This is a genomic window from Variovorax sp. CCNWLW235 (genome assembly GCF_037204085.1).
Classification (GTDB): domain Bacteria; phylum Pseudomonadota; class Gammaproteobacteria; order Burkholderiales; family Burkholderiaceae_C; genus Variovorax.
The window spans coordinates 18,621-37,603 of the sequence record NZ_JBBCBW010000024.1 but is presented as its reverse complement, the minus strand read 5'-3'; the positions used below and the strand labels follow the sequence as shown (position 1 = coordinate 37,603).

The following is an 18,983-nucleotide window of genomic DNA, read 5'->3' as shown; positions in this document are numbered from 1 at the left end:
CCGGGCTGGGGCGGTGTTCCTGTATGGGTATCCAGTCATTTCGCATCGACTGACTACAATCCGCCCCCATGGCGACTCCCCCCAAGACTCCCCCCAGTTCATCGTCCGCGTCCTCCGGGTACTCGGAAGGTTCCATCCGCGTGCTCAAGGGCCTCGAGCCCGTGAAGCAGCGCCCGGGCATGTACACCCGGACCGACAACCCGCTGCACATCATCCAGGAGGTGCTGGACAACGCTGCCGACGAGGCGTTGGCCGGCCACGGCAAGAAGATCAAGGTCACCCTGCACGCCGACAACTCGGTCAGCGTCGAGGACGACGGCCGCGGCATTCCCTTTGGCTTGCACCCCGAAGAAAAGGCGCCCGTGATCGAGCTGGTCTACACCCGGCTGCATGCGGGCGGCAAGTTCGACAAAGGCTCCGGCGGCGCCTACAGCTTCTCGGGCGGCCTGCACGGCGTGGGCGTATCGGTCACCAATGCGCTATCGAAGCGGCTCGAAGTCACTTCGCACCGCGAAGGCTCTGTGGCCAGGCTGGCCTTCAGCGCCGGCGATGTGATCGAGGCGCTCGAAATCCGCAAGCTCGAAGCCGGCGAGCGCAAGCAGGGCACCACGGTGCGCGCCTGGCCCGATGCCAAGTACTTCGAGACTGCGGCGCTGCCGATGGCCGAGCTCACGCACCTGCTGCGCAGCAAGGCCGTGCTCATGCCCGGCGTGAGCGTCACGCTCACGATCGAGAAGACAAAGGAAACCCAGCAGTGGCTCTACAAGGGCGGCCTGAGCGACTACCTGATGCAGACGCTCAACGGCGACCCGGTGATTCCGCTGTTCGAAGGCAGCGGCCATGCCGACAAGAATGCCGACAACTTCGCCGAAGGCGAGGGCGCCGACTGGTGCGTGGCCTTCACCGAAGACGGGCAGCCGGTGCGCGAGAGCTACGTCAACCTCATTCCCACCAGCGCCGGCGGCACGCACGAAAGCGGCCTGCGCGACGGCCTGTTCACCGCGGTGAAGGGCTTCATCGAACTGCACTCGCTGCTGCCCAAGGGCGTGAAGCTCTTGCCCGAAGACGTGTTCGCGCGCGCTTCGTATGTGCTGAGCGCCAAGGTGCTCGATCCGCAGTTCCAGGGCCAGATCAAGGAACGCCTCAACTCGCGCGATGCGGTGCGGCTGGTGTCGAGCTTCGTGCGCCCCGCGCTCGAGCTGTGGCTCAACCAGCACGTCGACTACGGCAAGAAGCTCGCCGAGCTCGCCATCAAGGCCGCGCAAACGCGCCAGCGCGCCGGCCAGAAGGTCGAAAAGCGCAAGGGCTCCGGCGTGGCCGTGCTGCCCGGCAAGCTGACCGATTGCGAGAGCAAGGACATCAGCCACAACGAAGTCTTCCTGGTCGAGGGCGACTCCGCCGGCGGCAGTGCCAAGATGGGCCGCGACAAGGAAAGCCAGGCCATCCTGCCCTTGCGCGGCAAGGTACTCAACACCTGGGAGGTGGAGCGCGACCGGCTCTTCGCCAACACCGAAATCCACGACATCTCGGTGGCCGTGGGGGTCGATCCGCACGGCCCCAACGACACGCCCGACATGAGCGGCCTGCGCTACGGAAAGATCTGCATCCTTTCCGATGCCGACGTGGACGGCTCGCACATACAGGTGCTGCTGCTCACGCTGTTCTTCCGGCACTTTCCGAAACTCATCGAAGCCGGTCACGTGTATGTCGCAAAGCCGCCACTTTTCCGTGTCGATGCCCCGGCGCGCGGCAAGAAGCCGGCTTCCAAGGTCTATGCGCTTGACGAAGGCGAACTGACCGCCACACTCGACAAATTGCGCAAGGACGGCGTGCGCGAAGGCGCCTGGAGCATCAGCCGCTTCAAGGGCCTGGGCGAAATGAGCGCGGAACAATTGTGGGAAACCACGCTCAATCCGGATACCCGGCGCCTCATGAAGGTACAGCTGGGGCGCTTCGACTTCACGTCCACCCAAGGGGAGATCACCAAGCTCATGGGCAAGGGCGAGGCAGCCGCGCGGCGCGAACTCATGGAACTGCGCGCCGACGATGTCGATATCGATGTTTGACCATCCTCGTGAAAATTTCAGATTTCATGCGTCCGTTGCTCCTGGCCTTGCTGCTGTGCACGCAGCAGGGGCTTGCGCACGCCGCTGACATCTACGGCTACATCGACAGCAAGGGCGTTGCGCACTTCGCTTCCGAGAAGATCGACGAGCGCTACCAGCTCTTCTTTCGCGGCGGGCAGAGCTTCGACACGGCCAAGGGAATTTCGCCGCTCGGCCGCGGTGGGCGCAAGCTCGACGGCAAGGTGCCGCCGGCTTCGCAGACCTTGCTTGCGCTCTTCGAAGCCTCGCCGAGCTACAAGACCGCGAAGGCAGCGTTGCGCGATGCGTCGAACAAGCATTCGATCGACTACGAACTGCTGCAGGCGCTCATCGCCACCGAATCGGGCTTCGACGCGCAGGCCGTTTCGCCCAAGGGCGCGATGGGACTCATGCAGCTCATGCCGGCCACCGCGCAGCGCTACGGTGTTGCGGCGGACAAGCGCGGCACCATCGAGAAGAAGCTGTTCGATCCGCGCATCAACATTGCCGCCGGCTCCCGCTACCTGCGCGACCTGATCGCGATGTTCCCGGGCCAGATCGAGCTGGCGCTTGCCGCCTACAACGCCGGAGAGGGCGCCGTGCAGCGCGCGGGCAACAAGATCCCGAACTACAAGGAAACGCAGAACTACGTGCAGACGGTACTGCGGCTCTATGCGTACCTGAAGCCATCGGCAGCGTTGGCGGCGGATGGCGGCGGCAGCGCGAGCGGCGTGCGCGGCGGCAAGGCGCCGGGCCGCATCCGCATGGAACTGGTGGTTCCAAAGGGCGGGGCGATGGGCCGTGGCAACATGCCGTCCGACTCGCCAAGCAGCATGCCGGCCATGCCCGAGGCTTCCGAGCAGCCGGCGGTGCCGGACGGCGTCGCGGAAACGCCGGTGTCCTGATGCCGAGTCCCCGCTTTTATTCGTCGATGGAGGAGTCCTTCATGCAACGCCGACGCTTTGTTCTTGCGACCGCCGCTTGCGCGGTGGGCGGCGCTGCGCGCGCGCAGCATGCGGCCTCGCACGACACGCTGCCGGCGGTGCCTTCGTCGAAAGAGCCGTATGCGCGGCTGCAAGGCGGCGTGCCGCATCACATGACGCCCGAGCAGGAGGCGCAACGCGTGACGGACAGCCCCGCGCCGGCCGGACCTGCCGGCCGCTGGATGCCGCGCGCAGCCCTGCCGATTCCGCGCAGCGAGATGGCCTGGGCCACCGCGGCGCAGGGCCGCATGCACGTGGTCGGCGGCTATGGCGAAGGCGCCGTGAACCGCGACTACCACCACATCTACGACCCGAAGGCCGACCGCTGGCTCGATGGCGCGCCGCTGCCGCGCGGCGCCAATCATGTGGCGGTGGCGGCCGACGAGGGCCGCGTCTATGCACTCGGCGGCTTCGTCGAGCAGAACCGCCGCTCCGACACCAACGCCTACGTCTACGACATAGCGGCCAACCGCTGGACCGCCATCGCGCCGTTGCCGCGCCCGCGCGGGGCGGCCGCCGCCGTGATGCTGGACGGTCAACTGCACCTGATTGGCGGCGCCTCCGAGCCCGCGGCCGAGCGCGCGAGCGTCGGCTGGCACGAGGTGTACGACCCGAAAGCCGACCGCTGGAGCGCCCGCAAGCCGCTGCCCGGCGCACGCGACCATGTCGGCTGCGTGGCGCATGGCGGCCAGATCCACGTGATTGGCGGGCGCTTCAACACCTTCGAATACAACACCGACCTGCACCACGTCTACCTGCCCGCGCGCGACACGTGGGAGCCGCGCGCACCGCTGCCCACCGCGCGCTCTGGACACGGCCTCGTGGTCTACCGGGGCCGCCTTTTCGCCATGGGCGGAGAGGGCGGGTTCCTCGTGGGCGGGGTGCCGCGCCAAGCCAAGGTGTTCGGCCAGATGGAAAGCTACGACCCCGCGGCCGACACCTGGCAGCGCCATGCGCCGATGACCACCCCGCGCCACGCCGTCGGCGCCGCGGTGATTGGCGACTGGATCTACGTGGCCGGCGGCGGCGCGGTGCTCGGCGGCTCCGTGCAGTCCGCGGTGCACGAAGCCTTCACATTAGGCTGAGCGCGCAAGCGCACGGCCAGCAACTGTTTCTCTTTCTCTCTTCTCCATGGACGACTCCCAACCTCCGCTCGATCTCCAGGGTCCCACCGACGGCGACACCACTCTTACCCTTGCCGACTACGCGCAAACCGCGTACCTCGAATACGCGCTCAGCGTGGTCAAGGGCCGCGCGCTGCCCGATGTGTCCGACGGCCAGAAGCCAGTACAGCGGCGCATTCTCTATTCGATGTCGCGCATGGGTCTGGGCTTTGGCGGCACCAACGGCACCGTGGGTGCCAAGCCCGTCAAGAGTGCGCGCGTGGTTGGCGACGTGCTGGGCCGCTTCCACCCGCACAGCGACCAGGCGGCGTACGACGCGCTGGTGCGCATGGCGCAAGACTTTTCGCAGCGCTATCCGCTGGTTGACGGGCAGGGCAACTTCGGCAGCCGCGACGGCGACGGCGCCGCGGCCATGCGCTACACCGAAGCGCGCCTGGCCCGCATCACCAGCCTGCTGCTCGACGAGATCGACGAAGGCACGGTCGACTTCATTCCCAACTACGACGGCAGCACCGAAGAGCCGCGCCTGTTGCCCGCGCGCTTGCCCTTCACCTTGCTCAACGGCGCGAGCGGCATCGCGGTGGGACTGGCCACCGAAATCCCGAGCCACAACCTGCGCGAGATTGCAGACGCCTGCGTGGCGCTGATCAAGTCGAACGGCAAGCTCAGCGAAGAAGAGCTGCTGCAGATCGTGCCTGGCCCCGACTACCCGGGCGGCGCGCAGATCATCAGCGGCCCCGGCGACATTGCCGATGCCTACCGCACCGGCCGCGGCTCGCTGAAGGTGCGCGCGCGCTGGAAAATCGAAGACCTCGCACGCGGCCAATGGCAGTTGGTGGTCAACGAGCTGCCCCCGGGCGTCAGCACGCAGAAGGTGCTCGAGGAAATCGAGGAAATCACCAACCCGAAGGTGAAGGCCGGCAAGAAGGCTTTGAGTGCCGAGCAGACGCAGCTCAAGGCCGCGATGCTGTCGGTGCTCGACGTGGTGCGCGACGAGTCGAGCAAGGACGCCGCCGTGCGCCTGGTGTTCGAGCCCAAGACTTCGCGCATCAGCCAGGAAGAGTTCATTACCACGCTGCTCGCGCAAACCTCGCTCGAAACCTCGTCGCCGATCAATCTCACGATGGTGGGCATCGACGGCAAGCCGACGCAGAAGTCGCTGCGCCAGATGCTCAACGAGTGGATCGCGTTCCGCGAGATCACCGTCGAGAAGCGCTCGCGGCATCGGCTGAACAAGGTGCTCGAGCGCATTCACATCCTCGAAGGCCGGCAGCTGGTGCTGCTGAACATCGATGAGGTGATCGCCATCATCCGCGCGGCGGAAGATCCGAAGGCCGCACTCATTGCGCGCTTCAATCTCAGCGAGCGCCAGGCCGAAGACATTCTTGAAATTCGCCTGCGCCAACTCGCACGGCTCGAAGCCATCAAGATCGAGCAGGAGCTCAAGGGCCTGCGCGACGAGCAGAAAAAGCTCGAAGACATCCTGGGCAGCCCCGCGGCCCTGCGCCGCCTGCTGGTGAAGGAAATCGAAGCCGATGCCAAGACCTTCGAGGACCCGCGCCGTACGCTGATCCAGGCCGAGAAACGCGCCGTGGCCGAAGTCAAGGTGGTCGACGAACCCGTCACGGTCATCGTTTCGCAAAAGGGCTGGGTCCGCGCACAGAAGGGCTGGGCCAGCGAGAAGGCGGCGGGCAACGGTTCGGCCACGCCCGAATACAGCTTCAAGTCCGGCGACGCACTCTACGGCGCCTTCGAGTGCCGCAGTGTCGACACGCTGCTGGTGTTCGGCAGCGCCAAGGACAAGACCGTGCGCGTGTACACCGTGCCCGTGGCCTCGCTGCCCGGCGCTCGCGGCGACGGCCAGCCGGTGACCACGCTCATCGAGCTGGACGCCGGCACGCACGTCACGCACTTCTTTGCCGGCCCGGTGGGCGCGAGCGTGCTGCTGGCCAACACCGGCGGCTACGGCTTCATTGCCACGGTTGAAAACATGATGTCGCGCCAGCGCGGCGGCAAGGCCTTCATCGATGTGGGCGAGGGCGAGCAGCTCTGCCGTCCCTCGCTGGTGGGCGGTGCGAGCGGCGCCGAGCCGATGCCAGCCGCCACGCACGTGGCCTGCGCCTCCACCGGTGGCCGCATCCTGACCTTCGACATCGCCGAGCTGAAGAGCCTGCCGAAGGGCGGCCGCGGTTTGACGCTGATCGACCTCGACGCCAAGGACACGCTCGCGGGCGCCGCGGCCTACACGCGCAGCGTGAAGATCGAAGGCATTGGCCGCGGCGGCAAGGAGCGCGACGAAACCCTGGAGATCCGCACGCTCAACAACGCGCGCGGCAGCCGCGCGCGCAAGGGCAAGGCGGCCGACCTCGGCTTCAAGCCGACGAGCATCGTGCGGGTTCTGTGATGGGCGGCATCGACATCAGCACCATCGGCCTCGCGATCGCAGTGGTCACGGGGCTTGGCAGCTTCTGGTTCGGCCGCCACATGCGCCTGAAGCGCGGGGCCAAGAAGCGCGAGAAAGAGCGCATTGCGGCGCAGGCCAATGAAACCCGGCAGCAGCGCCGGGCGCGCGAACGCAAGGAACGCGGCTAGGCCTGCCGCAGCGCCTTACTTCAGACCTTCCCACCAACGCACGTTGGTGCGGGCTTTGCCCACCGTGAGCACTTCGCCGATCACTGGCGTCGCGAGTTCGATCTTCCTGGCCTGCGACAGGTTGGCGATGCGGTCCAGCGGGTCGTGCCAGGTGTGGAAGGCAAGGTCGAAGGTGGTGTTGTGCACCGAATAGAGCACCTTGCCGCGCAGGTCTTCGAAGGCTTGCACGCTCTGCTCGGGCGTCATGTGCACTGCGGGCCAGTAGGCGTCGTAGGCGCCGTTTTCCATCAGTGCCAGGTCGAAGCCGCCGAAGCGCTCGCCGATCTGCTTGAAGCCCGGAAAGTAGCCGGAGTCGCCGCTGTAGAAGATGCGCTGGTCGCCGCTTTGCACTACCCATGAGGCCCACAGCGTGCGGTCCCTGTCGGTCAGCGTGCGGCCCGAGAAGTGCTGCGCGGGCGTGGCGGTGAGCTTCACGCCGTTGTGTTCGCCGCCTTGCCACCAATCGAGCTCCGTCACACGGTCGGCCGGCACGCCCATGGCCAGCAGGCGCGCGCGCACGCCCAGCGGCACGAAGTAGCGCTGCACACGCTGCGCAAGATATTCAATGGTCGCCACGTCGAGATGGTCGTAGTGGTCGTGCGAAAGAATCAGCCCCTCGATGGGCGGCAACTGCTCGAGCGTGAGAGGCGGCTTGTGGAAGCGCTTGGGCCCGGCGAAGCTGAACGGCGATGCCCGTTCGCTGAACACGGGGTCGATCAACCAATATTTGCCCTGCAGCTTGAGCAGGTGCGACGAATGCCCGAGCCGCACCACGTGGTTGGCCTTGGGGTCGAGCGCATCCAGGTCGGCGGTGCTCAGCATGTGCACGGGAATGGGATCGACCGGCACGCTGTCGACCTTGCTGCCGACGATGAAGCGGGACCAGATTCGCCAGGCGCTGGCGGAAGGCAGGACTTCCGGGTTCGGCAGGTTCTGGAAGCCGCAGCCCTTGAACTGCGGCGATGCGTCGTACCGTGCCTCGCACCCGCTGCTGCTCACGCAGCCGGCGACCAATGCGCAGCTTGCGGCGAAGAGCGAGGTGCCGTAGCTGCGAAAGCGGCTCAAGAGGTGCTTCGGAGAGAACACGGGGCGGGCAGCGTCATTCATGGATGCGGATGTTCGAGGTGTTTGCGGCGCGAGCTTAGCCGCGGCTTCGTTGCCAATGGTTTCAACGGCAGAAACATTCGGCGCAAAGGGGCATTGCCGCGCCGGTTGTCGTATGCCGTGCGTTCTATGGCCGGCAGCGGCGGCGCGCGGCACACTGAAAAGCGCCGAACCTCGCGGCCGTTGAAAAGGCGACACACACCATGAGCAGCAACCGCTATCCCATCATCTATGTGCGCGGCTACGCCATGACGGAGGCCGAACGCGACGACACGGCGGCCGACCCGTTCTGCGGCTTCAATGTGGGCTCGACCGTGTACCGCGCCACCGTCAAGAAGGACGCACCGGCGCAGAAGTTCGTCTTCGAATCTCCGGTGGTGCGGCTCCTGGCGGACTTTCAATACCAGAGCGTCTACCAGAACGGCCTGGACATCCTGGACAACGACTGGAAGCCTTCGCCCGACGAAACCGGCAAGGACGTGGACGGCATTCCGGCCGCGTCCGTCGTGATCTATCGCTACTACGACAGCGGCTCCGAACTGCTCGGCGACGGCAAGTCGCGCGACGTGAAGATCTATGCGCAGGGCTTGAGCAAGCTGATCCTGCGCGTGCGCGACCTGGTCGCGCTGCGCGAGGGCGCCGCTTTCTCGCCGGCGGACTTTCGCTGCTACCTGGTGGCGCATTCGATGGGCGGGCTGGTCGTGCGGGCCTTTCTGCAGAACCCCACGCTCGGCGACGCGGCGGCGCGCGCCTGTGTCGACAAGGTGTTCACCTATGCCACGCCGCACAACGGTATCGACCTGGGCGGCGTCAACGTGCCGGGCTGGCTCACGGCAAACGAGATGAACACCTTCAACCGCGAGAAGATGTCGGAGTTTCTCGACACGGCGCCGGTCGACGGCCGCATGGACTTTCTGCCCGCCGCGGCCTTTCCGGCGGAGCGCTTCTTCTGCATGGTGGGCTCCAACCGCGGCGACTACGAAGCGGCCAAGGGCCTGTCGCGCATGTTCGCGGGCCACGGCAGCGATGGTCTGGTGCGCATCGAGAACGCCTCGCTCTGGTCTATCGACGAGGCAAAGCGCAGCAAGCCCGTGGCCACCGCCTACGCCTTTCGGTCGCACTCGGGGTACTTCGGCATCGTCAATTCCGAGGAGGCGTACCAGAACCTGGTGCGCTTTCTGTTCGGCGACGTGCGCGTCGATCTCTGGTTCGACGTCGATGGCGTGACGTTGCCGCCCGACCTGCCCAAGGACGCCGATGTCGATGCGCTCTACCAAATCGAGCTGCTCGCCGCCCCGCGCGGCAAGCGCTGGTACCTGAGCCGGCGCGTGGCCGAAGAAGATTCGCCCGCCTGCCGCACGCACAAGGAACTCACCGACCCGGGCAAGCCCGAGCGCCGGTCGATCTATCTGTCGACCGTGTTCCTGGCCAACAAGGCGCGCGTGAAGCAGGACCGGCCGACGCTGGCCTATGCCATGACGCTCGGCGTGCGCGTGCCAGACTACCAGGTCAACAAGAAGTTCTGGCTCGACGGCCACTACGAGGGCAGTTCGCTGTTCCGCGACACGCTGGTCATCGAGCTTTCCCCGCCCCAGGCGGACGATCCGGTGCAGAACTGGAACATCAAATACGGCTGGCAGACCGACACCGCGGGCAAGGCCTCGCTGCCGATGAGTTCGACGCAACTGGCCAATGGCAAGCAGCAGTGCATCGTGCCGCTTTCGAGCCTGGGCGCGGCAGCGGCGGCACCGGGCATCAGCGGCAAGGTGCGGCTCGAAGTCAGCGCCTGGAACTGAGGCGGCTGGGCGGGTGGCGGGGGCATACTCGGGGCGGCCCCGAGTCCTTGCCTGCTTGCTTTCCACTCCCATGAAAACTGCCGTTCTCGTCATCGACATGCAACGCGGCCTGTGCGACGACCCGCCGCGCCCCTACGAAGCCGAACAGGTGATCCAGCGCATCAATGCGCTGACCGAGCGCGCACGCGCGGCCGGCGTGCCGGTGGCCTTCATCCAGCACGAGAACGAGATCGACCTGGAGTTCGACTCCGAACGCTGGCAACTTGCCGATGCGCTGCACGTGGATGCAAGCGACACGAAGATCCGTAAGACCACGCCCGATTCTTTCTTGCGCACGCCGCTCGAGGCGTGGCTGACGGGGCATGCTGTGCAGCGCGTGGTGATCTGCGGCTATTCGTCGGAGTTCTGCGTGGACACCGCCGTGCGGCGCGCCGCCGCGCTGGGCTATGAGGTGATGCTTGCGGCCGACGCGCACACCTCGCACGACAAGCCGCATGCCACGGGCGCCTTCATTCGCGCACACCACAACGCCACGCTGTCGGACATCACCAGCTTCGGCGTGCGCATCAGCGCGGTGGACAGCGCGCTGATCGCGTTCGGCGATTGAACTGAAGGCCTAGGGCATTCGCCCGGTGGCGAGGGCGTGGGCCCAGTCGGGCCGCCCGTTCTTCAGCGCCAGCGCCGCCATGGCCGTGTGGTCGTAAGGCACCGCAATCAGCCGGGAGGCCCAGCCGCTTTCGTGCCGTTCCACGATGGCATAGCGCGCGTTCGGCGAGCCGGTTTCCACGGCGTGCGGATACGGATGAATGTCGTCGTAGGCCGGCAGGCCCACGCTTCCCGGATTGACGATCAGCTGCCCACCGGATGCATGCGCCACGCGCGGTACATGCGTATGACCGCATGCGATCAACTGCGCATCGACCTGGCCGAGGCGTGCATCGATTTCCGCCTGCGTTGCAGCGCGGAACACCGTGGGCTCCACGGTCTCCAGAAAGTATTCGAGGTCGCTGGAAGGCGTGCCGTGGCAGAGCAGGACTTCCGGACTGAGGCGCAGGCTGTGCCCGAGCGACGCGATCCACTCGAACTCCTTCGCGCCGAGCCGCGCATGCGCGAACGCATCGGACGGGCCGCGCTTGTCCGCGGGCGTCGTAAGCAGCTGGCGTTCATGGTTGCCCGCGAGTTGAACCCATTCTTGCGCCATCAGGAACTGCGCGGTCTCCAGCGGCATCAGCGGGCCGGAGAGGCTGTCGCCCAGGTTGACGATGATGTCTGCGCCGCGGCGGGCAATGTCTTCGACCACGGCTTCGAGTGCGGGGAGGTTTCCGTGGATGTCGGAGACTAGGGCTATGCGCATTTGATAGGGCTTTTTTCGGGGGCGGGGAGATCTTAGTTCTGAGGTGTGGTTTTGGGTTTTTCTGGGCGTGTGCAAAGGCCACCGGGTACTCCCCTCCGCGAATGTCCCCCGGCTTCGCCTCCTCCTTTATTTCGCTGCGTGGAGCACCCGATGCCCTGTGCACCGGGGCACGCTGCTGGTGTTCCGCCGATCAACGACTGCTCTGGATCACGCGCCCGCTGGCGGGGTGCCTTGCGCAGCGAAATAAAGGAGGAGGCCGCAGGCCGGGGGACATTCGCGGAGTAAGGTACCCCGTCGGCGGGTGCACCGCCCTGAACAACGCACACGCGAAGATCAATCAGCCCCCGACCGCCAAACCCGCGCCAGCGCACCGAGTTTCCCGCGAAACCCCAACCGATCATTCGACAGCGCATCGATGAAGTCCGACAGGCGCTGAGACTTCACCATCGTGTAGATCGTGAGCCAGGTCGTGAAGACGAACACCACGCCGAACCAGATCGCCTTGCGCCACAGCGGTGCGTCGGCCTCGGCCAGCAGGTTCATGCCCAAAAAGCCCGTTGTCACGGTGCCAATCAGGCCGAACAGCGTGACCACCGTGAGCCGCACCACCGTGCTCGCCTGCCGGCGCAGGCTGTCGGCATCGAGATACGTGTTCATGTCGGCGATGCGCGACTTGACCTCGTCGTAGAGCGGATCGAGCCCGAGGTGCGTGGTGCACATGTGAGAGAGCGCGCGTACCTGCGCCTGCTCCGAAATTTCGTGGAACCAGTAGCGATGCGTGAAGCGCAGAAAGCGCTCGAAGCTCGAACGGATGGCGCGCTTGAACTGCTTCACGCTCGGCGTGCTGCGAATGTCTAGCCGCTTGAGCGCCTCCACCAGCTGGTCCGAGAACATCAGGAGCGATGCCTTCTGGAAGTGCGCGATCAGAAACAGCAGGAAGTGCTGGTGCCTGAACTGCGCAAGCACGCCGCGGTCGCGGCAGCAGAAGAATTCGGAGCGTGCATCGCCGACCACGATCAGGGCATGGCCGTTGCAAAGGTAGCGCGTGTTCGGCGCCGCGCCGGCATCGACCCAGAAGCGGTCGTAGCAATACTTGTGTTCGAAGTCGGCAAGGTGCTGCTCCGCGTAGGGCAGGTGGGCATCGCGGGCCGCATCTGCTTCTGCAGCGCCTGTGACCAGGCCGAGCCGGATGAAGTCGTTGCGCGAAAGGCGCTTCGGGTCGTCGAGCGAAAGGTACGCCATCACCGGCATGCGGTAGTACTCGATCTGCCGGTAGCGCAGCACACCGGGGTCGTCGGAATGGTCGCTCACCAGCGGTTGCATCAGGTAGGCCCAGTGGGCCGAAATGCGCGGCGCGCGGTGCTGGGCCACGTGCGAAAGAAAAGCCTCGCGCTGCTGCGCATCCGAGCGCGCGAGCACGCTGCCGTCGGCGGCCAGCCACTCGACGCTGGCCATGCAATGCAGCGCGTTGCCGTCGGCACTCCAGCCGGCAGGGTAGGCGCGGCCGAAGCGGTAGAGCAGGTCTTGCGCCTGCGCAAGGCTCAGGTTGTCCGCGCCGACTTCCAGGTTGAGCAGCACCACGTCGATGTCGAAGAAAAAGTACAGGTCGCAATGCACCACGTCGAGCGTGATGGGCGCTTCGCCGGCCTGCGGCACCATCCGCACGGCCGCAACGTCGCGCCGCCTAAAGATGCGCATCGGCGAGTCGCCGTCGTTGCCGCCTTCTTCGCCGCTCTTGCCCTTGGAGCGGCCTTCGCCGTACAGGAAGCGCTGCACATACGGCAGGAAGCTCACGAACTCGTTGTAGTGCCGCTCGTGAAAGCGGCTGCTGTCGCCGGTGTATTCGTCGATCTCTTCGCGCCAGGGCGATGCATCGCCCATCTCGCGCAGCACGTGCCACGGACCGTGGTGCGCCGGCTTGGCATCGGGCGCCGGCATCAGCCGCAAGGGCCAGAGCAGGGCTTGCCTGAAATGCTGCACGGCGGGCGCTGTGGGTGTATTGGGCATCGCTCCAGTGTAGGCAGGAGGTGCCTACCTAGGGGAATCCCTAAGCCGTTCTGAAACCGGTTTCATATAAGCTGCAAGCATTGCTTTCGAGGCATGCGCACGGCAACGCCCGTGCTCGCAACCATGAACTACCAGTTTCAATTCGACGCCGTCTTCGCTGCCTGGCCGCTGCTGCTCAAGGGCACCTGGATCACGATTCAGCTTTCGCTTTCCGCCACGCTGATCGGCCTGGTGGTCGCCATCTTCTGCGCCTGGGGCAAGACCTCGGGACCGGGCTGGCTGCGCTTTGTCATCAACGCGTACATCGAGGTCATCCGCAACACGCCTTTCCTGGTGCAGCTCTTCTTTTTCTTCTTCGCGCTGCCGGCCATCGGCCTGCGCTGGTCGCCGCAAACGGCCGCGCTGGTGGCCATGGTGGTGAACCTCGGCGCATATGCGACCGAAATCATCCGCGCGGGAATCGAGTCGATTCCCAAGGGGCAGATCGAGGCGGGCAGGGCGCTCAACCTCAAGCCCTGGGAGATCTTCCGCTTCGTGATCATCAAGCCCGCGCTCAAGGCCATCTACCCGGCGCTCACGAGCCAGTTCATCCTGCTGATGCTGAGCTCGGCCGTGGTGTCGGTCATTTCGGCCGACGACCTGACCTCGGTGGCCGCCAACCTGCAGTCGCAAACCTTCCGCAGCTTCGAGATCTACATCGTGGTGGCCGCCATCTACCTCGCGCTGGCACTGGCTTTCTCGGCCATGTTCAAGCTGATCTACAAGCGCACGCTCAACTATCCGGACCGCCGGTAATTCGCTGCGGACGGAGCCAGACTCATCATGCGTACCTTCGGTTTTCCCGAATTCCTGTTCATCCTCGAAGCGGCCAAGTGGACGCTCGCGCTCTCGGCCATTGCATTCTTCGGCGGAGCGTTCCTCGGCTTGATCATTGCGCTCATGCGCACGTCCGAATCGGCGTGGGCACGCGGCGTGTCGACCACATTCATCCAGATCTTCCAGGGCACGCCGCTGCTGCTGCAGCTGTTCCTGGTGTTCTTCGGCGCACCGGTGCTGGGGCTGGACATCAACCCCTGGGTTGCCGCGGGCGTGGCGCTCATCCTCAACAGCGCGGCCTTCCTGGGCGAGATCTGGCGCGGCTGCATCGAGGCGGTTCCGCGCGGCCAATGGGAAGCCGCGGAGGCGCTGAGCCTCAAGTACAGCGCGCGCATGCGCGACGTGGTGTTGCCGCAGGCTTTCAAGATTGCGCTCGCGCCCACCGTGGGCTACCTGGTGCAGATCATCAAGGGCACTTCGCTCGCGGCCATCATCGGCTTCGTGGAGGTGACGCGCGCCGGGCAAATCGTCAACAACGCCACCTTCCAGCCGCTCATCGTGTTCTCGGTGGTGGCCGCCATCTACTTCGCGATCTGCTGGCCGCTTTCATTGCTGGCCGGGCGCATGGAACGCAAGCGCGCACGGGCGCTCGCACGCTGATCCTTCGTTTTCTCTCTTCTCGTCGCTTCCTTTTCATTTTCAGGAGACACATCCAATGACCCGTACCACCACCCGCCGCGTTGCGCTGGCAGCCCTTGGCTTTGGCGCCGCGCTCACCGTGTTCGCACCCTTCGCATCGGCCCAATCCGTGGCCGACATCAAGAAGAAGGGCGAGATCACCATCGGCATGCTGGTCGACTTTCCGCCCTATGGCACCACCAATGCACAGAACCAGCCCGACGGCTACGACGCCGACGTGGCCAAGCTGCTCGCGAAGGACTGGGGCGTCAAGGCCAACATCGTGCCGGTGACGGGCCCGAACCGCATTCCGTTCCTGCTGACCAACAAGGTCGACGTGCTGGTCGCTTCGCTGGCCATCACACCCGAGCGCGCAAAGCAAGTGCAGTTCTCGCAGCCCTATGCCGCCGCCACCATCGTGCTGTACGGCGCCACCAAGACGCCCATCAAGGCGGCAGGCGACCTGAAGGGCCTGCGAGTGGGCGTGGCCCGCGCTTCGACGCAAGACGTGGCCGTGACCAAGGCCGCGCCCGAAGGCACGGAAATCCGCCGCTTCGACGACGACGCATCGGCCATGCAGGCGCTGATCTCGGGCCAGGTCGATGCCATCGGCTGCTCGGTGACCGTGGCGGCGCAAATCGCCAAGCGCGTGCCCGCCGGCAGCTACGAAAACAAGTTCACGCTGGTGCAGCAATCGATGGGCATCGCGATGCGTCCGGGCCAGGAAGAGCTGCACAAGGCCGTCAACGATTTCGTTGCCAAGAACACCGCCAATGGCGAGCTCAACAAGCTCTACCAGAAGTGGCTGCAGGCCGACCTGCCGAAGATGCAGTGAACCGCAAGGGCTGAAAAAGAAAAGGGAATCCTGGCATGACGACGGAATCGATCATCCGCATGGAAGCGGTCAACAAGTGGTACGGTGAATTCCAGGTGTTGACCGGCATCGACCTGTCGGTGCGCCAGGGTGAACGCATCGTGATCTGCGGGCCTTCGGGCTCGGGCAAGTCCACGCTCATCCGCTGCATCAACCGGCTCGAAACCGTGCAGAAGGGCCGCATCGTGGTCGACGGCATCGACCTGACGGCCGGCGGCAAGAACGTGGATGCGGTGCGTGCCGAAGTGGGCATGGTGTTTCAGCAGTTCAACCTGTTTCCGCACCTCACCATCCTGGAAAACTGCACGCTCGCGCCGATGCGATCGCGCGGCATGAGCAAGGCGCAGGCGGAAGAGGTGGCCATGAAGTACCTCACGCGCGTGCGCATTCCGGAGCAGGCCAACAAGTATCCGAGCCAGCTCTCCGGCGGGCAGCAGCAGCGCGTGGCCATTGCGCGCGCGCTGTGCATGACGCCCAAGATCATGCTGTTCGACGAGCCCACCTCCGCGCTCGACCCCGAGATGGTCAAGGAAGTGCTCGACACCATGATCGGCCTGGCCGAAGACGGCATGACCATGCTGTGCGTCACGCACGAAATGGGCTTTGCGCGCAGCGTGGCCGACCGGGTGATCTTCATGGCCGAAGGCAAGATCGTCGAACAGGCGCCGCCGCAAGAATTCTTCAGCAATCCGCAGAACGAGAAAACGCGCCAGTTCCTCGGCCAGATCCTGAGTTCGCACCAGGCCCACTGATGTCTTTTCAGGTACTCATTTCTCTGTCGTCCTTCGGTGCGGCCGAGGTGGGCCGGCATGGCCAGCTCTGGTGCTCGCAACTGGCGCTCGAGGCGGGGGCCGATTCGGTCGAGGTGCGCGGCGAGATGCTGCGCAACCCCGATGCGGAACTGCCTTCACTGGCAGGGCTTGCTTCGGTGTATTCCAGCCCCGAAGGGCTCTGGGCCGAGGGCGGCTGGCTCGACAGCGCCGCACTGGCGCGCGGCATCGCTGCCGCAACAAGGCTGGGCGCCAAACGGCTCAAGATGTCGATCGGCGACTTTCGTGCCTCGTCGCACGGGTCGCTCTGGGGCCTGAAGGTGCAGCTTGCCGAAACGCGTGTCGAACTGCTGATCGAAAACGACCAGACGGTACGCGCCGGCACGCTGCCCGCGCTGCAGACCTTCTTCGACGTGGCCGACAAGGCCGGCGTCGAACTTGGCATGACCTTCGACATGGGCAACTGGCACTGGCTGGGCGAATGCCCGCTGCAGGCGGCGCAGGCGCTTGCGCATCGCGTGCGCTACGTGCATTGCAAGGGCGCGCAGCGCCTGGCGCACAAGTGGGTGGCGGTGCCGCTCGGCGACTCGGCCGCGCCATGGCGCGCCGTGCTGCGCGCGCTGCCGGCCGATGTGCCGCATGCCATCGAATACCCTCTGATGGGCGACGACCTGCTGGCCGTCGCACGCACGCAAATCGATTTCATCCGCTCCGCGCGAGCCTAGAAATACATGACTGAACCGACCGCTTTCGACGTTGCCCTGTTCGGCGAGGCCATGCTGCTGCTCGTGGCCGACCGGCCCGGCCCGCTGGAAAACGCAGAGGCGTTCTACAAGCGCACCGCCGGTGCCGAGACCAACGTGGCCATCGGCCTGTCGCGCCTCGGCCTCAAGGTGGGCTGGGCCAGCCGGCTGGGCACCGACTCGATGGGGCGCTATCTGATTGCAACGATGAAGGCCGAGGGCATCGACTGCTCGCACGTGATCTGCGACCCTGCGCAGCGCACCGGCTTCCAGTTCAAGGGCCGGGTCACCGACGGCAGCGATCCGCCGGTCGAATACCACCGCAAGGGCTCGGCCGCGAGCCACATGGGCCCTGCCGATGTCGATGAAGCCTGGCTGCGTTCGGCGCGCCACCTGCATGCCACGGGCGTGTTTCCGGCCATTTCCGACACCAGCCTGCAGGCCGCGCTGAAGACGATGGACGTGATGCGTGCGGCCGGTCGCACCATCTCTTTCGACACCAACCTGCGGCCGACGCTGTGGCCGTCGACCGACACCATGCGCCACTCGATCAACGAGCTGGCATCGCGTGCCGACTGGGTGCTGCCCGGTATCGAAGAGGGTCTGCTGCTCACCGGCCATACCCAGCCCGAAGACGTGGCGCGTTTCTATCGCGAGCGCGGTGCGAAGCTGGTGGTCGTCAAGCTCGGTTCCGAAGGCGCGTACTACGACAGCGACGTGGCGGGCACCGGACGCATCGAAGGCTTTCCGGTGAAGGAAGTGATCGACACCGTGGGCGCGGGCGACGGCTTTGCGGCCGGCGTAGTGAGCGCATTGCTCGAAGGCAAGAGCGTGCCCGAGGCCGTGCGCCGCGGTGCCTGGATTGGCGCACGCGCGGTGCAGGTGCTGGGCGATACCGAAGGCTTGCCGACGCGCGCCGAACTCGAAGAAGCAGGACTCTGACAATGACCGACAAGAAGAACGTGCTTGTCTTCAGGGCGCTGCCCGAAGACCAGCTCGCGCGCCTGCAGGCCGCGCACCATGTGACCGTTGCCGATCCGCGCAAGGAGCCCGAGGCCTTTGGCGCCGCGCTCGGCACCGCGAACGGGCTGATCGGTTCGAGCTACAACATCGACGCCGCGCTGCTCGATGCGGCGCCCCAGCTCAAGGTGATCTCGAGCGTATCGGTCGGCGTCGACAACTATCCGCTGGCGGAGCTGCACAAGCGCGGCATCGTGCTGTGCCACACGCCTGACGTGCTGACCGAGACCGTGGCCGACACGGTGTTCGCAATTTTGATGGCCACGCAGCGCCGCGTGGTCGAGCTCTCGAACCTCGTGCGCGAAGGGCGCTGGACGAAAAACATCGGCGAAGAGTTTTTCGGCACCGATGTGCACGGCAAGACGCTCGGCATTCTGGGCTTCGGCCGCATCGGCCAAGCCGTGGCACGGCGCGCGGCGCTGGGTTTCGGCATGTCGGTGCTCTATTACTCGCGTCGCCCGGTCGACCTGGCCGCGCAGGCGCCGGAGTTGCAAGGCCGGGCCATACACACGCCGCTTGACGACCTGCTCGCGCGTTCGGACATCGTTCTGGCGATGCTGCCGCTGACGGATGCGACGCGCGGAATGATCGATGACGACTTCTTCGCGCGCATGAAGCCCGGGGCGTCTTTCATCAACGGCGGCCGGGGCGCCACGGTGGACGAAGCTGCCTTGCTCCACGCGCTTGACCATGGCACGCTGCGCGCCGCCGGTCTCGACGTGTTCGCGAAAGAGCCGCTGCCGGCCGATTCGCCGCTGCGCACGCATCCGCGCGTGACGCCGCTGCCGCACATTGGTTCGGCGACGCATGAGACGCGGCATGCGATGGCGGAACTGGCAACCACGAACCTGCTGCAGGTGCTGGCCGGCGAGCAGCCGACCGCGCCGTACGACACGGCGGCCGCATGAACACGGTGTCTTGCTCCCTCTCCCCTTGGGGAGAGGGCTGGGGTGAGGGTGTCGGCCATCATGCAACCGCTACCCTCGCCATCGCCGCCGG

Annotated in this window: 17 protein-coding genes; 14 read left to right on the top strand and 3 right to left on the bottom strand. The window is 65.8% G+C overall.

The features are described 5' to 3' along the window. Window positions 1–68 precede the first annotated feature (68 nt). Genes V9L21_RS21905 through V9L21_RS21885 form a run of 5 tightly spaced genes read left to right on the top strand, consistent with a single transcriptional unit; the run spans window position 69 to window position 6,783 of the window. Window positions 69–2,066: a DNA topoisomerase IV subunit B gene (locus V9L21_RS21905; RefSeq protein WP_337314992.1), complete on the top strand. Its 1,998-nt coding sequence runs from the start codon at window positions 69–71 to the stop codon at window positions 2,064–2,066. A gap of 26 nt (window positions 2,067–2,092) precedes the next feature. Beyond that, window positions 2,093–2,989 (top strand): lytic transglycosylase domain-containing protein, encoded by an 897-nt coding sequence (locus V9L21_RS21900; protein ID WP_258507783.1) that lies wholly within the window; start codon window positions 2,093–2,095, stop codon window positions 2,987–2,989. Window positions 2,990–3,030: 41 nt separating this feature from the next. Continuing rightward, on the top strand, window positions 3,031–4,152 hold the full coding sequence (locus V9L21_RS21895) for a Kelch repeat-containing protein (RefSeq protein WP_337314991.1): 1,122 nt from the start codon (window positions 3,031–3,033) through the stop codon (window positions 4,150–4,152). Between the two features lie 46 nt (window positions 4,153–4,198). Then, the gene (gene parC / locus V9L21_RS21890; RefSeq protein WP_337314990.1) at window positions 4,199–6,595 is read left to right on the top strand and encodes a DNA topoisomerase IV subunit A; all 2,397 of its coding nucleotides are present in this window, start codon (window positions 4,199–4,201) and stop codon (window positions 6,593–6,595) included. After that, window positions 6,595–6,783, top strand: coding sequence for a hypothetical protein (locus V9L21_RS21885; RefSeq protein WP_157614670.1), 189 nt, complete (start codon window positions 6,595–6,597; stop codon window positions 6,781–6,783). The genes parC and V9L21_RS21885 overlap by 1 nt, the downstream gene beginning before the upstream one ends. A 15-nt stretch (window positions 6,784–6,798) precedes the next feature. Here the strand turns inward: V9L21_RS21885 and V9L21_RS21880 are convergent, their stop codons facing one another. Continuing rightward, entirely contained in the window at window positions 6,799–7,929 is a 1,131-nt protein-coding gene (locus tag V9L21_RS21880) for an MBL fold metallo-hydrolase (protein WP_337314989.1), read from the bottom strand. A gap of 200 nt (window positions 7,930–8,129) precedes the next feature. Between V9L21_RS21880 and V9L21_RS21875 the strand changes: the two genes are divergently transcribed. Together V9L21_RS21875 and V9L21_RS21870 are read left to right on the top strand one after the other, a co-directional pair. Further along, a complete protein-coding gene (locus V9L21_RS21875; protein ID WP_337314988.1) occupies window positions 8,130–9,722 on the top strand; it encodes a hypothetical protein in 1,593 nt (530 codons plus the stop codon). 70 nt (window positions 9,723–9,792) lie between these two features. Then, complete coding sequence (locus V9L21_RS21870; RefSeq protein WP_337314987.1) at window positions 9,793–10,329, top strand: cysteine hydrolase family protein; 537 nt, start codon at window positions 9,793–9,795, stop codon at window positions 10,327–10,329. Between the two features lie 9 nt (window positions 10,330–10,338). Here V9L21_RS21870 and V9L21_RS21865 read toward each other — a convergent pair whose 3' ends face one another. Beyond that, window positions 10,339–11,076, bottom strand: a complete 738-nt coding sequence (locus V9L21_RS21865; protein ID WP_337314986.1) for a metallophosphoesterase family protein — start codon at window positions 11,074–11,076, stop codon at window positions 10,339–10,341. 333 nt (window positions 11,077–11,409) lie between these two features. Next, on the bottom strand, window positions 11,410–13,083 hold the full coding sequence (locus V9L21_RS21860; protein WP_337314985.1) for a hypothetical protein: 1,674 nt from the start codon (window positions 13,081–13,083) through the stop codon (window positions 11,410–11,412). A 123-nt stretch (window positions 13,084–13,206) separates the two neighbouring features. On the opposite strand from V9L21_RS21860, the gene V9L21_RS21855 reads away from it, so the two are divergent. Genes V9L21_RS21855 through V9L21_RS21825 form a run of 7 tightly spaced genes read left to right on the top strand, consistent with a single transcriptional unit; the run spans window position 13,207 to window position 18,892 of the window. Then, complete coding sequence (locus V9L21_RS21855; RefSeq protein ID WP_126749056.1) at window positions 13,207–13,878, top strand: amino acid ABC transporter permease; 672 nt, start codon at window positions 13,207–13,209, stop codon at window positions 13,876–13,878. Window positions 13,879–13,905: 27 nt separating this feature from the next. Then, window positions 13,906–14,559, top strand: a complete 654-nt coding sequence (locus tag V9L21_RS21850; RefSeq protein WP_337314984.1) for an amino acid ABC transporter permease — start codon at window positions 13,906–13,908, stop codon at window positions 14,557–14,559. Window positions 14,560–14,614: 55 nt separating this feature from the next. Then, a complete protein-coding gene (locus V9L21_RS21845) occupies window positions 14,615–15,412 on the top strand; it encodes a transporter substrate-binding domain-containing protein (RefSeq protein ID WP_337314983.1) in 798 nt (265 codons plus the stop codon). 35 nt (window positions 15,413–15,447) lie between these two features. After that, window positions 15,448–16,203: an amino acid ABC transporter ATP-binding protein gene (locus tag V9L21_RS21840; protein WP_281146582.1), complete on the top strand. Its 756-nt coding sequence runs from the start codon at window positions 15,448–15,450 to the stop codon at window positions 16,201–16,203. Continuing rightward, window positions 16,203–16,946, top strand: coding sequence for a sugar phosphate isomerase/epimerase family protein (locus tag V9L21_RS21835; RefSeq protein ID WP_337314982.1), 744 nt, complete (start codon window positions 16,203–16,205; stop codon window positions 16,944–16,946). Before V9L21_RS21840 ends, V9L21_RS21835 begins: the two co-directional genes overlap by 1 nt. Before the next feature lie 6 nt (window positions 16,947–16,952). Next, the gene (locus tag V9L21_RS21830; RefSeq protein ID WP_337314981.1) at window positions 16,953–17,906 is read left to right on the top strand and encodes a sugar kinase; all 954 of its coding nucleotides are present in this window, start codon (window positions 16,953–16,955) and stop codon (window positions 17,904–17,906) included. Window positions 17,907–17,908: 2 nt separating this feature from the next. Beyond that, window positions 17,909–18,892: a 2-hydroxyacid dehydrogenase gene (locus V9L21_RS21825; protein ID WP_337314980.1), complete on the top strand. Its 984-nt coding sequence runs from the start codon at window positions 17,909–17,911 to the stop codon at window positions 18,890–18,892. The last annotated feature ends 91 nt before the right edge of the window (window positions 18,893–18,983 follow it).